The organism is Mesorhizobium sp. M0771, from assembly GCF_040320155.1.
Taxonomy (GTDB): domain Bacteria; phylum Pseudomonadota; class Alphaproteobacteria; order Rhizobiales; family Rhizobiaceae; genus Mesorhizobium.
Window position 1 is genome coordinate 45783 of the sequence record NZ_JAMYPC010000010.1, and the last position, 13565, is coordinate 59347.

The 13565-nt window shown below is 63.1% G+C and carries 13 protein-coding genes; 3 read left to right on the forward strand and 10 right to left on the reverse strand.

The window, feature by feature from the left end:
- Window positions 1-285: 285 nt before the first annotated feature.
- Window positions 286-1281, forward strand: coding sequence for a hypothetical protein (locus tag NKI05_RS16830; protein ID WP_023815239.1), 996 nt, complete (start codon window positions 286-288; stop codon window positions 1279-1281).
- Between the two features lie 238 nt (window positions 1282-1519).
- A complete protein-coding gene (locus NKI05_RS16835) occupies window positions 1520-1972 on the forward strand; it encodes a hypothetical protein (RefSeq protein WP_023744990.1) in 453 nt (150 codons plus the stop codon).
- Between the two features lie 73 nt (window positions 1973-2045).
- Here NKI05_RS16835 and NKI05_RS16840 read toward each other — a convergent pair whose 3' ends face one another.
- Entirely contained in the window at window positions 2046-2921 is an 876-nt protein-coding gene (locus NKI05_RS16840) for an NAD(P)-dependent oxidoreductase (RefSeq protein WP_023736875.1), read from the reverse strand.
- Window positions 2922-2949: 28 nt separating this feature from the next.
- Window positions 2950-3714, reverse strand: a complete 765-nt coding sequence (locus NKI05_RS16845; RefSeq protein ID WP_023699188.1) for an SDR family oxidoreductase — start codon at window positions 3712-3714, stop codon at window positions 2950-2952.
- Window positions 3715-3929: 215 nt separating this feature from the next.
- Here NKI05_RS16845 and NKI05_RS16850 point away from each other — a divergent pair, with 215 nt between their 5' ends.
- Window positions 3930-4268, forward strand: coding sequence for a winged helix-turn-helix transcriptional regulator (locus NKI05_RS16850; protein ID WP_023673597.1), 339 nt, complete (start codon window positions 3930-3932; stop codon window positions 4266-4268).
- 66 nt (window positions 4269-4334) lie between these two features.
- Here the strand turns inward: NKI05_RS16850 and ftsH are convergent, their stop codons facing one another.
- From ftsH to tolQ, 8 genes are all read right to left on the reverse strand, one after another.
- Window positions 4335-6260 (reverse strand): ATP-dependent zinc metalloprotease FtsH, encoded by a 1926-nt coding sequence (ftsH, locus tag NKI05_RS16855; RefSeq protein WP_023673598.1) that lies wholly within the window; start codon window positions 6258-6260, stop codon window positions 4335-4337.
- Between the two features lie 103 nt (window positions 6261-6363).
- Entirely contained in the window at window positions 6364-7770 is a 1407-nt protein-coding gene (tilS, locus tag NKI05_RS16860) for a tRNA lysidine(34) synthetase TilS (RefSeq protein WP_023733019.1), read from the reverse strand.
- A 51-nt stretch (window positions 7771-7821) separates the two neighbouring features.
- Window positions 7822-8904, reverse strand: coding sequence for a tol-pal system protein YbgF (gene ybgF / locus NKI05_RS16865; protein WP_023733018.1), 1083 nt, complete (start codon window positions 8902-8904; stop codon window positions 7822-7824).
- A 211-nt stretch (window positions 8905-9115) separates the two neighbouring features.
- Window positions 9116-9622, reverse strand: coding sequence for a peptidoglycan-associated lipoprotein Pal (gene pal / locus NKI05_RS16870; protein WP_023684182.1), 507 nt, complete (start codon window positions 9620-9622; stop codon window positions 9116-9118).
- 259 nt (window positions 9623-9881) lie between these two features.
- Window positions 9882-11186, reverse strand: a complete 1305-nt coding sequence (gene tolB / locus NKI05_RS16875) for a Tol-Pal system beta propeller repeat protein TolB (RefSeq protein WP_023673841.1) — start codon at window positions 11184-11186, stop codon at window positions 9882-9884.
- 38 nt (window positions 11187-11224) lie between these two features.
- The gene (tolA, locus tag NKI05_RS16880) at window positions 11225-12382 is read right to left on the reverse strand and encodes a cell envelope integrity protein TolA (RefSeq protein ID WP_023673842.1); all 1158 of its coding nucleotides are present in this window, start codon (window positions 12380-12382) and stop codon (window positions 11225-11227) included.
- A 7-nt stretch (window positions 12383-12389) separates the two neighbouring features.
- Complete coding sequence (gene tolR, locus NKI05_RS16885; protein WP_023673843.1) at window positions 12390-12842, reverse strand: protein TolR; 453 nt, start codon at window positions 12840-12842, stop codon at window positions 12390-12392.
- 9 nt (window positions 12843-12851) lie between these two features.
- A complete protein-coding gene (gene tolQ / locus NKI05_RS16890) occupies window positions 12852-13562 on the reverse strand; it encodes a protein TolQ (RefSeq protein WP_023673844.1) in 711 nt (236 codons plus the stop codon).
- Window positions 13563-13565 lie beyond the last annotated feature (3 nt).

A 13565-nucleotide genomic window follows, 5' to 3' on the forward strand; every position in this document is an offset into this window, starting at 1 on the left:
ACTATCACATTGTGTGATTGTATATTACCAATTCTTAGAAAATCATTGTAGCAGGCTGTTCGGAGCGTTGGGCAACGTACCATGACACGGTGTTGCCGCAATATAGCATTCACACTGGGCCACACCGCGCAGATTGGGCCGGTAAGCCGGACTGTTGGAGGGGGCAGATCGCAATGGATCCATCACCTTATCGGGAGAACGCCGTTTAGCATCTGGCGCAGCCTAGCGTTGAGAGCTATTGATTGACACAGGTACAACCTATGGGCGCAGCAACGGGAGAACGCCATGCTCATCCACCGACTTGCAACTTTGACGGGTCTTGCCGTCGCAACCTTGTTCATGGCGGCGCCCGCCAGCGCGCTGACCATGGCCCAGTGTAGTACCAAGTATAATGCCGCCAAGGACGCCGGCACGCTGAACGGGCAGACCTGGAATCAGTATCGGAAGGCCGAGTGCGGCACCGACGCGGCGGCCACCACCGAGACCGCAAAGCCGGCGGCCAAGAAGGCCGCTGCGGCCAAGACGGACACGACCAAGGCCGCCGCTGCTGATGATGGCGCCAAGGGTCTGACGGCCAAGGAATGCAGCGCTAAGTACCAGGCTGCCAAGGCCGCCGGTACGCTCAATGGCGCAAAGTGGAACGACTTCCGCAAGACCGAATGCGCCGCCGGCGCGTCCGCCGCGGCAGAACCGGCCACGACCAAGGCCGCAGCCACAACCGACGATGGCGCCAAGGGCCTGACGGCCAAGGAATGCAGCACCAAGTACCAGGCGGCAAAGGCCGCCGGCACGCTGAACGGCGTGAAGTGGAACGACTTCCGCAAGACCGAATGCGCCGCCGGGGCCTCGGCCGCGGCAGCACCCGCCAAGGCAACCACCAAGGCAGCTGCCGACAGCAGCGGCAAGGGCCTGAGCATGGCCGATTGCAGCGCCAAGTACCAGGCTGCCAAGTCTGCCAATACGCTGGGCGGCAAGAAGTGGAACGACTTCCGCAAGGCCGAATGCGGCGCAGGCGCAGATGACGACGACACCGTGCCGGCTCCGAGCGAGGCGACCTATACCAGCGAGCCCGAGAAGCCCTCGGTCACCGCTCCCAAGGGCGTGAAGTTCCCGGCCGCGATCTCGAAGAAATACGCCGGCGAGACGCCGGCCAAGGGCCGCATGCACACCTGCCTCGAGCTCTACTACGCCAACAAGGATGCCAACACGCTGAATGGCCTGCGCTGGATCCAGAAGGGCGGCGGCTTCTACAGCCTCTGCAATGCCAAGCTGAAGAGCTGATCGCGTAGCCATATTCTCCAGACAGAGGCCCGCGCATCGCAACATGCGCGGGCCTTTTTATTGCGCTCGAAAACATCTGGCGTTGCTCGCGTTTACATATCGCGGAAGGTGTTGGCATCATCTATTCGCCCACACTGCCCACCGCAGACTTACGGTTGGCGCAAAGATTCCAGTTGAACATATGCAGAACAAACGGTATACAAAAGGACATCGAACTTTTGTCAACCAGGAGGGTCTTATGTCCAGATTGAAATTGGCGGCATTGGCTGTGACGGCATGGATTGCGTGGAGCGTCACCCCTGCAAGCGCACTGACAATGAAGGAATGCGGCGAGGCCTATCGCACAGCCAAGGAAGGCGGCACTCTGAACGGCATGGATTGGACCGCTTTCCGCACCGAGAAGTGTGCGACGTCAGCTGCGGAGAGTGCCAATGCGGATGCGGTCAAAACCGAGCCGCAGCCGCAGAAGGAAACCAGCGCGGCGGTCGCCCCCGCTGTAGCGCCGACGGGCGTGACATTCCCGACCACCCTCGCCGCCGAATTCAAGACCGAGAAGCCCTCGAAGGCGCGGATGAAGACCTGCCTGCAGGGCTACCACGGCAACAAGGACGCGGGTACGTTGAACGGCCTTCGCTGGATCCAGAAGGGCGGCGGCTATTACAGCCTCTGCAACGCCAAGCTGAAGAGCTGATCGACCAGCAGCGTTTGAAGATCGAAGGCCCTCAACCGCAAGGTTGGCGGGCCTTCTCTTGGGTCTTGCCCCGTCAAGCGCCTTGTTTCGAGAGCTGGAGCAGTGCGACCAGGCTTGTAAGATCGGCATTGGCCTGGCCGGCAGCCACCCCGCGCTTCATCAGGCTTTGCATCGGCAAGACGAGTTCGGTGCTGACGTCAGCCGACCTGCTGGCATCGATGAGATTGACGTAGGCATCAACCTGCATGCCCAGGTTGGAAACGACATTGCTGGTGTGATCGCCACTGTCGATCTGTTCCGCCCACTTCGGCAGCAGGCCTTGCATCGACTGAAGCCAGGAGGCCAGCAGCGGCATGAACTCGCCGGCCGGGATTCCTGCTGCGCCCGTCAATGCCAACGCCTGCAGAACGCCCGCGAACATGCCGTACATGCCGGTCAGAAGCGAGATATCATAGAGCGGCGCGAGGCCAGCATCCTCACCGAGGAATTTGCTGGTGCCGAGCGCTCCGAGCTGCCCCGAACAGGCATCGAACGCCTGGCGCGAACCGCTGTAGAGAATCAAGGCGTGCGGCCCGCCGATCATCGGCGGCACCGCCATGATGCCGCCGTCGATATAGCTCGCGCCCTGGCTCACCGCCCAGCCCGACATCGCCCGCGCCTGCTCGGGCGTGCCGTTGGTGAGATTGACCAATGTGCGGCCCGACAGCGCGTCTCGGCTTGGGCCGAGCACCTCACGAGCGGTGTCATAGACAAGCAGGCACGCCACGATCAGTGGACTCGATCTGACGGCTTCCTCGACACTCTTGGCCACAATGGCGCCCTTGGCTGCCAAAGCCTCAGCCTTTGCCGGAGAACGGTTCCACACCGTCACCGCATGTCCCTGGTTCAGAAAGGCTTCGGCAAGCGCCGTGCCCATGGCGCCGAGACCGATCACTGTTATGTCGCTCATTCTGCTTCTCCTTGGTTTGGTTGCGCGGTTACGCCGGTGTCGGGCTCAGGTCCTGGCCAAGGCCACCGTCCACGGTCAGCCGCGCGCCCGTGGTGAAGGTCGCGTCGAACGCCAGGAACAGCACTGCGCGCGCCACCTCCTCCATCGTGCCGTGGCGCTTCATCGGCGTGACCGCGTCGCCGATCGCCATGAAGGCGGCCCGCTCCTCGGCCGAGGCGTCGGCCACACCCATCGTCGGCGTATCGATGAAACCAGGGCTGACCACATTCACGCGGATGCGGCGCGGCAGAAGCTCGGCGGCCAGGACCTTGGCGAAGGCGCGCAGTGCCGCCTTCGATCCGGAATAGACGCTCATGCCGCCGGTGCCGGATTCGTCGGCGATCGACGAGGTGAAGACTATGGCGCCACCATCGCTGATGAGGGGCAGCAGGCGCTGCGCGGTGAAGAAAGCGCCTTTGGTGTTGATGTCGAAGGTGCGATCGTAACTGTCCTCGGTGACCCGCTCCACGGGTTCGAGATTGGCCACCCCGGCATTGACGTGAAGGAAGTCGATCTGGCCAAGCTTCTGCCCCACTTCGGCACCGAGCGTGACGATATCGGCCATGTCTGAGATATTGGACCGCACGACATGAGCTCGCGAAAGCAGCTTGGCTCGCGCGGCCTCGATGTTGCGCTGGTCGCGGCCGGTGACCAGGACCTCGGCGCCGCTTTCGATCAGGGCTTCGGCAACGGCGAGCCCCATGCCGTGCGTCCCGCCTATGACAACGGCCTTCTTGTTTGCGTATCGTGTCATGATCCATCCGTTTTTGACAAAATCCGGCCGCCGACGGCCTTTGCAGGTCGAAGCGAGGTACCGATATGATGTTGTGGTGTTCGCCGATGCCGGCGAGCTGGTTTGAAGCTATGGACCGGCTTGGTTTTTCTCAAGTACCGACAAAAATGTAAGCTACCCACCGATTGCTCAGAATTGGATGAAACATGGGAAAGAAACAGCCAGATAGTTGCGGATTGGGGCCGGCGCTGGAGGTCATCAGCGGCAAATGGAAGGCGCTACTGCTCTGGCAGATTCACAAGGCGCCGGCACGATTCGGTGAGCTGAAGCGGCTGGTGCCTGACATCAGCGAAAAGATGCTGATCCAACAGCTGCGCGAAATGGAGGCCGACGGCATCGTCCATCGCGAAATCTTTCCCGAGGTGCCGCCGAGGGTCGAATACTCGATTACCGAATTCGGCATCGAGCTGGACAATGCCCTGATCCCGCTGGCCAGATGGGGCAAGCAACATGCTGGCCGGACTGACGGTGTGCGCCCCGGCAAAGCAAATGCATCCGTCCCGCATGCTCTTTGAGAGACCCTGAATAGCAAAACGCCGCGGATTGAGCCGCGGCGTTTTCTTGCATCAAGTGATGTCAGCTCAGCTCGACGGCTGAGGCTCCATGCCGCCTTCGGGCTCGGGACCCTTTTTGCGGCGGCCGGACTTCGGCACAGCCGAGCCGCGGCTTGTGGGGGTATCATCCCCCAAATCTCGCGCGGGCTTCTGCCCGGCGATCAGCTGCTTGATCTCTTCGCCCGAAAGCGTCTCGTATTCGAGCAGGCCCTGCGCCAGAGCGATCCATTCCTTCTTCTTCTTGGTCAGAATGGACTTGGCCGTGACATAGGCCTCGTCGATCAGCCGGCGCACTTCGGCGTCGATGATCTGCGCGGTCTCTTCCGAGACGTTCTGCGTGCGCGCCACCGAATGGCCGAGGAAAACCTCTTCCTGGTTGTCGCCATAGGCGACATGGCCGAGCTTGTCGGAGAAGCCCCAGCGCGTGACCATGGCGCGCGCCAGCTTTGTCGCCTGCTCGATGTCCGAGGAGGCGCCCGAGGTGATGTTCTCCTTGCCGAACTTGAACTCCTCTGCGACGCGGCCGCCCATCATGATGGCAAGCCGCGAGATCATGTATTTGTAGCTCATCGAATAGCGGTCGCCTTCCGGCAGTTGCATGACCATGCCGAGCGCGCGACCGCGCGGGATGATGGTCGCCTTGTGCAGCGGATCGGCCGACGGCACGTTGAGCGCCAGGATGGCGTGGCCGGCCTCGTGATAGGCCGTGAGTTCCTTTTCGGCCTGGGTCATGGCCGACGAGCGGCGCTCGGCGCCCATCATGATCTTGTCCTTGGCGTCCTCGAACTCGGCCATGGTGACAAGGCGCTTGTTGCGGCGCGCCGCCATCAGAGCAGATTCATTGACAAGGTTCATCAGGTCGGCGCCCGAGAAGCCCGGCGTGCCGCGTGCGATCACCTTGAGGTCGACATTCGGTGCCAGCGGCACGTTGCGCACATGCACCTTGAGGATCTTCTCGCGGCCGACGATGTCGGGGTTCGGCACCACCACCTGGCGGTCGAAGCGACCCGGACGCAGCAGCGCCGGGTCGAGCACGTCGGGCCGGTTGGTGGCGGCGATCAGGATGATGCTCTCGTTGGACTCGAATCCGTCCATCTCGACCAGCAACTGGTTCAGCGTCTGTTCGCGCTCATCATTGCCACCGCCGAGGCCGGCGCCGCGATGGCGGCCGACAGCGTCGATTTCGTCGATGAAGATGATGCAGGGAGCATTCTTCTTGGCCTGGTCGAACATGTCGCGCACACGGCTTGCGCCGACGCCGACGAACATCTCGACGAAGTCGGAACCCGAAATGGTGAAGAACGGCACATTCGCTTCGCCGGCGACGGAGCGGGCGAGCAGCGTCTTGCCGGTGCCGGGAGGTCCGACCAGAAGCACGCCGCGCGGGATCTTGCCGCCGAGGCGCTGGAACTTCTGCGGATCGCGCAGGAACTCGACGATCTCTTCCAGATCTTCCTTGGCCTCGTCGACGCCGGCGACATCCTGGAAGGTGACGCGGCCATGCGCCTCAGTGAGAAGCTTGGCCTTCGACTTGCCGAAACCCATGGCGCGGCCGGAGCCGGACTGCATCTGGCGCATGAAGAATATCCACACGCCAAGGATCAGGATCATCGGCAGGTAGGAGATCAGATAGCTGAACAGCGAGTTGGAACCGTCCGACTCAGGCCGCGCATTGATGGTGACGTTCTTGTCCTGCAGCCGCGAGACCAGCTGCGGATCGCCAGGCGAATAGGTCTGGAAGCCATTGGCGTTGTCGGCGTAGGTGCCCGTGATGCGGGCGCCGGCGATGACCACCGTCTTGACCCGGCCGGCCGCGACCTCTTGCAGGAACTGCGAATAGGGAACGTCGGTCGAGGCCCCGCGAGTCTGCGGCGTCTGGAACAGATTGAAGAGAGCAATGAGCAGGACCGCTATGATCGCCCAGAGCGCGAGATTGCGATAATTCGGATTCATCAATTGTCCCGTTGGTGCCCGCTGGGACACGCGTCATGAGAGGAAACTTGCGCCTAACATAGGGAGAGCGCCCCCCCTTGCCAAGCATAACAGCACGTCTGGGTTAAGCTTTCGCGCCATGATCAACCGGCACTGTGGCGGCCAAAGGGCAAGCCGGGACAGGCGGTGCGCCGATCAACTCGGCCACGGCCTGCGCCAACACCAGATCGAAGCACGGCAGAAAACGGGCAAAGGGCGCAACGGCGGGACTGACGGCGATTGCCGCCGCCGCCGCTACATCCCCTGCAAAACCAAGGCATTCGCCGCCGCGCCATAGCGCCGGTTCCGCAGCCAGGGCGGCGCGCACAAGGCTTGGCGGCGCGCCATCCCCGGCAATCGGCGTTCTGGCGGCGGCAGCGGCGCCAAGCGGCGCGATCAACCATGCACCCGGACTGTCGCCCAATGTGATCGCCCCGGCTTCGATGTCTGGCGTGATCCGCCGGCGACCGTCCCAAAGCAGAGTGCCAGCTATCGGCGCGGAACGCGGCAGGTCGCGCGATTCACGGCGCAGGAAGATGCCGTTTCGCCTGATATCGACGACCGCCCGCGACAATGTGGCGCAAAGCCGACCGGCCCGCATTTGCTCGAACAGCGCTTCGCCGCGCGCCTGGTCCGGCAACAAGGCGGTGCCGCCCGTCGCCGCCAGCAGGACACGCAGCGCATAGACCGAGGCTCGCGTGTCGTCAGCTTCGGCAAGACCGGGATCGAGACGGATGAGACCCCTCGCCGGCCGGCTGGCAAATTCACCGATCAGGGCGGCGGCGCGGCGACCGAGTTGTTCGCGCTCGCCGGCGGCCCGCCTGGCCAGGCCGATCGCTTCGGCAAAACGCTGCCCGCTCCGGTCTTCGCCGAGCACGGCGCGGATGCGCGGGCGTTCGAAATTCGTGTCGATGTTGGTCGGATCCTCGACCCAGCCGACATGTTCGCGCTGCAGGAAGGCGCGCAACGCCGCGCGCCGAGCGCCGAGCAGCGGCCGCGCGATCCAGATCCGCCAGTCATAGAGGGTGGCAGGCGCCATGCCGGCGAGACCTCGGCCTGCAAGCTCTCGCCCGTCATTCCGCGCGGCTCGCATCAGGACGGTCTCGGCCTGGTCGTCGGCGGTGTGGCCGGTTACGATCACACCAATGCCTTGCGCCTGCGCTGCCTCGGCCAGCAACCGGTAGCGCGCCTCGCGTGCCGCCGCGGGCAGGCCGGCCGACGGCTTGGCGCCGTACCAGTTGAGCGTCCGGTGCGCGATGCCGCGCTCGGCACAAAGCTTTGCCACGCTGCGCGCTTCGGCTGCTGCTTCCGGACGCAGGCCGTGGTCGATCGTCACCGCCAGCAGCCGGGCTGTCGGGGCGCTGCGGTCGAGGTGAGCCTTGAGGAGAAGAAGGAGGGCGGTCGAGTCGCTGCCGCCGGACACGGCCGCAAGCGCGCCGTTGGTAAAGTCGATCTGCGAAAAATTCGAAAGGTCAGGCTCGGTATCGAGCATCAATGCATGTCGCGCAAAAGTGGTCCCGGTTCTGGGACAACACGGCAAAGACTAGCACGCCGCCAGCGCCCTCTCCTGCTTGACGCGTTCCTTGAGCGCGGCCGAAATATCGGGATAGCGCTTGCCGATCTCGCCGAAGGTGGCGCAGGCGACATCCTTCTGCTTGAGGCCGACCAGCGACACGCCAAGCTTCAGGAGCATGTCAGGCGCCTTCTTGGCCTTCGGATAGTCCTTGCTGGCGGAGAGGAAAACCTCGGCAGCGTCATGATACTTCTGCTGGCCAAGCAGCGATTCGCCAAGCCAGTAATGCGCGTCCGCCGCCTTGGCGTCCTTCGGGAACCGGGCGATGTGGTCGCGAAAACCCTGCTCGGCGGTGCTGTAGTCGCCCGACAGGATGAACTGGTAGGAGTTGCGGTAGATCTCTTCCGGGTTGTTGGTGGCAGGCAGCGCCGCCACCACCGTGCCGTCCGACTTGCCGGTCTTAGCCCCGGCAGCCGGCGCCTCGGCGGCGGGAGCCGCACCTTCCGCCGGCGCCGCTGCCTGCGTGTTGCCGCCGGCGTCGATTACATTGCCGTTCTTGTCGACGGTGATGGTGCCGAAGGTCTTGGGCGGCGTGCCGTTGATCACCTTGCCGGGATCGCCGGTCTGCGATTCGACGATGACCTCGCCGACGCTCTGGCCGCCATCCGACTGCGCGCCGGCATCGGCCGGCGCCTGGTCTGCCGGGGCCTCGGCGACGCCGGTGCCCGCGCCACCGTCCTGCGGCGCGGCCTCCGATTTCTTCTGGGCCGGCGGCTGCCCGCTGGAGCCGCCTTCCAACTGCTGGAAGCGGAACTCGTTGTCTTCCTGCTGCTTGCGCATCTGCTCCTGCATCTGCAGGATCTGGAAGTTGAGTTCCTCGAGCTTGCCGTTCATCTGCCGGAGCTGATCTTCCAGCCCCGCGGCGGCGGTGCCGTCCTGCTGCTGCGCGATCTGTTGCTGCTCCGGCTTCTCCTTCTTGCCGAAAATGCCGAGCGTCGGCAGATGGAAGGAAAAGCCGCTATCCGCGGGTTGTCCGGTGCCGCTCGCAGAAGCCGCGAAGCCTGATACGAGCAGCAGCGCAAGCGTGCCGCTCAAGACCGATCTGAAATGCATGTGCCTCTCGCCGTGAATATCGTGAGCCTGTTCGCGCCTTCCGATCACAGTGGGACCGGCACGACGCCCTCGGCTCTTAGCAGGAGGCGAGACTTCGGCCAAATTTTGTTTCCGGGTTTGTTTCCGGGACCGAAACTGAAAAAGGCGGCCACAAGGCCGCCTTTCGCATGGAAGTGTTGCAATTATGCGACTAAGGCCGCCGTCTTACTCATCAGGAGCCGGCGCCGGAGAGCGTGGTGACGGCGCGGCGATTCTGCGACCAGCAGGAGATGTCGTCGCAGACCGCGACCGGACGTTCCTTGCCGTAGGAAATGGTCTTCAGGCGGCTCGCCGAAACGCCCCTGGCGACCAGGAAGTCGCGGGTGGCGGCGGCGCGGCGGGCGCCGAGAGCCAGATTGTATTCACGCGTGCCGCGTTCGTCGGCATGGCCTTCGACGACGATGGCGTACTGCTTGTACTGGTTGAGCCACTGCGCCTGGCGCGACAGCGTCGTCTGCGCATCGGCGCGGATCGCGGTCGAGTCCGTGTCGAAGAAGATGCGGTCGCCAATGTTGACGGTGAAGTCCTGCGCCGAGCCCGGCGTTGCCGCACCCGCGCCATTGAGACCGAGATCGGCAGCGTTGTTAGGGGTTTTCTTCGAGGCGCAACCGGTGATGGCGAGCATCGCGATCAGGGCGATCATCGCCGGGTTTCTGGTAAGTGCTGCGATACGGCCCATGCCGCCTCTCCTTCGTATTCGAGTGACTTCGTTGATCACCCAGTAACCACGTTTGGGTTAACCGGCATTCAAGAAACACGGTTAAAATTTGGTTTCAGCCGCCGTCCCCAGCCAAAATGACCTGATGCCACAATGGTCGCGGACCGTAGGCGGAAATGCGGCCAAAACGCGACTTTGGCGTGAAAAAAGCCCCAAAACGGGGCTTTTAAGGTAGTGTTGCCGAGTTGCAACGAAGCGAGCGGGCCAGGCCGAAACTTAGTTACTCCAGCAGCGGCGACCACGCCGGGTCGGAAGCAAAATTCGCGGTCGGGATCGACTGTTCGTTGCGGCCGGTGAGATCGACGGAAACCAGTTTTGGGCCGCCGGCGGAGTCGCGGAAGAACATCAGCACGCGGCCGTTGGGCGCCCAGGTCGGTCCCTCCTGCTGGAAGCCCGAGGAGAGGATGCGCTCGCCCGAACCGTCGGTCTTCATGACGCCGATCTGGAATTCGCCGCCGGTCTGCTTGGTGAAGGCGACGAGGTCGCCGCGCGGCGACCACACCGGCGTCGAATAGACGCCGTCGCCGAACGAGATGCGGGTCTGGCCCGAGCCGTCGGCGCCCATCACATAGATCTGCGCGCGGCCGCCACGGTCGGAAGTGAACACCACTTTGCTGCCGTCGGGCGAATAAGACGGCGAGGTATCGATCGCCGTCGAATTGGTGAGCCTGGTGGTCGAGCGGCTGCGCAGGTCCATGGCAAAGATGTTGGAATTGCCGTCGTCGCGCAGCAGGCTCATGATCACCTTCTGGCCGTCGGGCGAAAAGCGCGGCGCAAAGGTCATGCCGGGAAAATTGCCGACCAGTTCGCGCTGCCCGGTCTCGATCTGCAGCAGATAGACCCGCGGCTGGCCGCTTTCGTACGACATGTAAGTGATTTCCTGCCGGTTGGGCGAGAAACGCGGCGTTAGCACGATCGAGCGGCCATCGGAGAGATAGCGCACATTGGCGCCGTCCTGGTCCATGATGGCGAGCCGCTTCTTGCGCGCATTCTTGGCGCCGGATTCGTCGATGAAGACGACGCGTGTGTCGAAATAGCCCTTCTCGCCGGTGAGCTTCTCATAGATCGCATCGGCGATGATGTGGGCGACACGGCGTTGATTTGCGTCGTTGGCGAAAAACTGCTCCCCGGCTATCTGCTGGTTGCCAAAAATATCCCATAGTCGGTACTGGGCGCGGATTCGGCCGTCCGCCTCCTTGCTCACGCTGCCGGTGACCAGCGCCTGCGCATTGATCACCTTCCAGTCGTCGAAACGGGGCTGCGCATCCGGATTGGCGATCTTCTCGATGAAGGCGTTCTTGTCTATCGGTGCGAAGAGACCGGAGCGCTTCAGGTCGGCGGTGACGATCTCGGAAATCTGCGCGCCGAGCCCTCCCTGGAAATCTGGGATGGCGATCGGCATCGGTTCGACATTGCCTTTGTTGACGTTGAGCTCGAGGGTTGCTCGAGCAGGCAAGGTGACGACGGCGTTCATGCCCATCGCCATCGCGGCGACCATCAGGAGCGGCTTGAGGATGGATTTCATGTCTTCTCGCTTCTCTTGCTGATTTCTGGGTGCTCAGGCTACAGGCCAAGCATCGCTCTGGGATCGAAGTTGACGCGAACGTCGGACCAAATGTCATGCTTTCCGGCGGGCACCTGCAGGCCGGCGACATCGCATTTCTGCACAGCGCGAACCGCGCTGCTGTCGAATTGGGGGTTGCCGCTGGACTTCTCGACGGTCGGACGGCCCTCCAGCTTGCCGGAGGCATCCAGGCTGAAACGGATCACCACGGTGAAATCCTCAGAACCCTCAAGCCCAACCGGGAGGGTCCAGCAGCCACCGAGCTGTTCTTCCAATGCCCCTTGCTCGGACTTCGACAGCTTCTGGCCTTGATCCTTGTCGCCGCCTAGCGATGCCTGCTGGGTCGAGCGCTTGGCGCCGCCGCCGGATGGCTTCTGCTTGTCGAGCAAAGCCTTGATGTCAGCCTCATTGAACTGCTTGTCATCCGACTTCGGCTTCGACGAGGCTTCCTTGACCGGCTTGTCGGTGTCCTTGCGGTCCGGAGCCTTCGCGCTTTCGGCCTGCGCCGGCTGCGGCTTCGGCCGTGCTTCGGGAGCAGGAGCGGAAGTCGGAAGCTGCGCTTCTTCCAGAGGCTGCTGATCCGATATGGCTTCGGCGACCGCATCGGGCTTCACGCGTGGCTTCGGCTCTATGGCGGCGGTCGTGTCCGGCTGCGGTGTTGGTGCAGGCTCCTTCACCGGGGTCGGCTTCGGTTCAACCTGCTTCACCGGCTCGGGCTTGACCTCTTCCTTCGGCTGCGGCTCCGGCGCCACCTCCGTCGCAGGTGTCGGCTTCGGCGCTTCCTTTGGCTTCGGCGTGTCCTCGGTCTTCGGCTTTTCGGTCGGGGTCGGCGCCGGAGCAGCCGTCGCTGTTTTCTCCACCGGCTTCGGCTTGGGCTCGTCCGTCACCGGCTTGTCGGTATCAACGCTGTTCTCGCCGATTTTCTGTGCATCTGGCACGATGTCGGGACGCTTGGTCGGCATCGGCGCCGGCTTTTCGTGCATCACCGCCTTCTTGTCGCCCTGCAGCGTCTGCGCAATGGCTTCCATGGGAACGATGTCGACCGCTATCGACTCCACATCCGTGGACGGCAGCGCGGCCGGCGCCGACAGGGTGAACAGGCCGAAAGCCAGTGCCACCGTATGCAGTATCACCGATGTGGTGAGGCCGGTCTTCATCGTGCGTCTACTGATCCTGTTGCTGCAGTGAAATTAGGCCGATATTCTTGTAGCCGGCGGCCTGGATGAGGGCCATGACCTCCATCGCGGCGCCATAGTTGGTCGCCTTGTCGCCGCGGATGAAGATGCGCTCTTCGTAGCCGGTCTTGGAAATCGCCTGCAGTTTGGCGACCAGCTCTTCCCTTGGGATTTCGGTCTCCTGCAGGAAAATCTTGCCGGCCGCGTCGATCGAAACGGTGATCGGCTGGGTGTCGGCGTTCATAGCCTTGGCCTTCGTCTCCGGCAGGTCGACCGGCACTCCGACCGTCAACATAGGTGCGGCGACCATGAAGATAATCAAGAGCACCAGCATCACGTCGACCATCGGCGTGACGTTGATTTCCGACATCAATGCATGGTGGCGGCCGCGCCGCCTGTGTCCGCGCCCGCCGCGTCCTGCCATGCCAACCGACATACCCATCTTCTTACCTCAGCCCTTAGGCGCTACTTTTTCATCGATTTGGCGCGAGAGTATGGCGGAGAACTCATCCGAGAACCCTTCCATCCGCACCGCGATCTTGTTCGCGTCGGATGACAGCTTGTTGTAGGCGATAACCGCCGGTATGGCGGCGAGAAGACCGATGGCCGTCGCCAGCAGCGCTTCGGCAATGCCGGGTGCAACAACCGCGAGACTGGTGTTCTTCGAACCGGCAATCGCCTGGAACGAGGTCATGATGCCGATGACGGTGCCGAACAGGCCGATGAAGGGTGCGGCCGAACCAGTGGTGGCGAGAAAGCCGAGACGGCCCTCCAGCTTCTCCATCTCGCGCGTCAACGCCAGGTCCATCGCCTTGTCGATGCGGGTCTGCAGGCCGAGCGGCGATTTGGCCCCCTTCTCGAAGCTCTTCTTCCATTCGCGCATGGCCGCAACGAAGATCGCACCCATGCCCGTGGTCTTGCGGTCGGCAAGCGTGCGATAGAGCTCTTCCAGCGACTGCCCCGACCAGAACACCTGTTCGAAGCGATTGAGCGACAGACGCATGCGGGCATAGCTGACCAGCTTGTCGACGATGATCGCCCAGGTCCAGACCGAGGCGCAGAGCAGACCGATCATGACCAGCTTGACCACCCAGCTGGCCTGTGTGAACAGCGCCCAAATCGACAATTGCGCTGCCGGATCGGCGAGTGCGGTAGTTTCCATGCT

What these genes read in the sequence shown, in the direction of transcription:
- pal (WP_023684182.1), bottom strand. Translation starts at nt 9,622, where the DNA reads ATGGGCCGTATCGCAGCACTTACCAGAAACCCGGCGATGATCGCCCTG.
- NKI05_RS16835 (WP_023744990.1), top strand. Translation starts at nt 1,520, where the DNA reads ATGTCCAGATTGAAATTGGCGGCATTGGCTGTGACGGCATGGATTGCG.
- ybgF (WP_023733018.1), bottom strand. Translation starts at nt 8,904, where the DNA reads ATGCATTTCAGATCGGTCTTGAGCGGCACGCTTGCGCTGCTGCTCGTA.
- ftsH (WP_023673598.1), bottom strand. Translation starts at nt 6,260, where the DNA reads ATGAATCCGAATTATCGCAATCTCGCGCTCTGGGCGATCATAGCGGTC.
- NKI05_RS16830 (WP_023815239.1), top strand. Translation starts at nt 286, where the DNA reads ATGCTCATCCACCGACTTGCAACTTTGACGGGTCTTGCCGTCGCAACC.
- tolA (WP_023673842.1), bottom strand. Translation starts at nt 12,382, where the DNA reads ATGAAGACCGGCCTCACCACATCGGTGATACTGCATACGGTGGCACTG.
- tolQ (WP_023673844.1), bottom strand. Translation starts at nt 13,562, where the DNA reads ATGGAAACTACCGCACTCGCCGATCCGGCAGCGCAATTGTCGATTTGG.
- tolB (WP_023673841.1), bottom strand. Translation starts at nt 11,186, where the DNA reads ATGAAATCCATCCTCAAGCCGCTCCTGATGGTCGCCGCGATGGCGATG.
- NKI05_RS16840 (WP_023736875.1), bottom strand. Translation starts at nt 2,921, where the DNA reads ATGAGCGACATAACAGTGATCGGTCTCGGCGCCATGGGCACGGCGCTT.
- tolR (WP_023673843.1), bottom strand. Translation starts at nt 12,842, where the DNA reads ATGGGTATGTCGGTTGGCATGGCAGGACGCGGCGGGCGCGGACACAGG.
- NKI05_RS16845 (WP_023699188.1), bottom strand. Translation starts at nt 3,714, where the DNA reads ATGACACGATACGCAAACAAGAAGGCCGTTGTCATAGGCGGGACGCAC.
- tilS (WP_023733019.1), bottom strand. Translation starts at nt 7,770, where the DNA reads ATGCTCGATACCGAGCCTGACCTTTCGAATTTTTCGCAGATCGACTTT.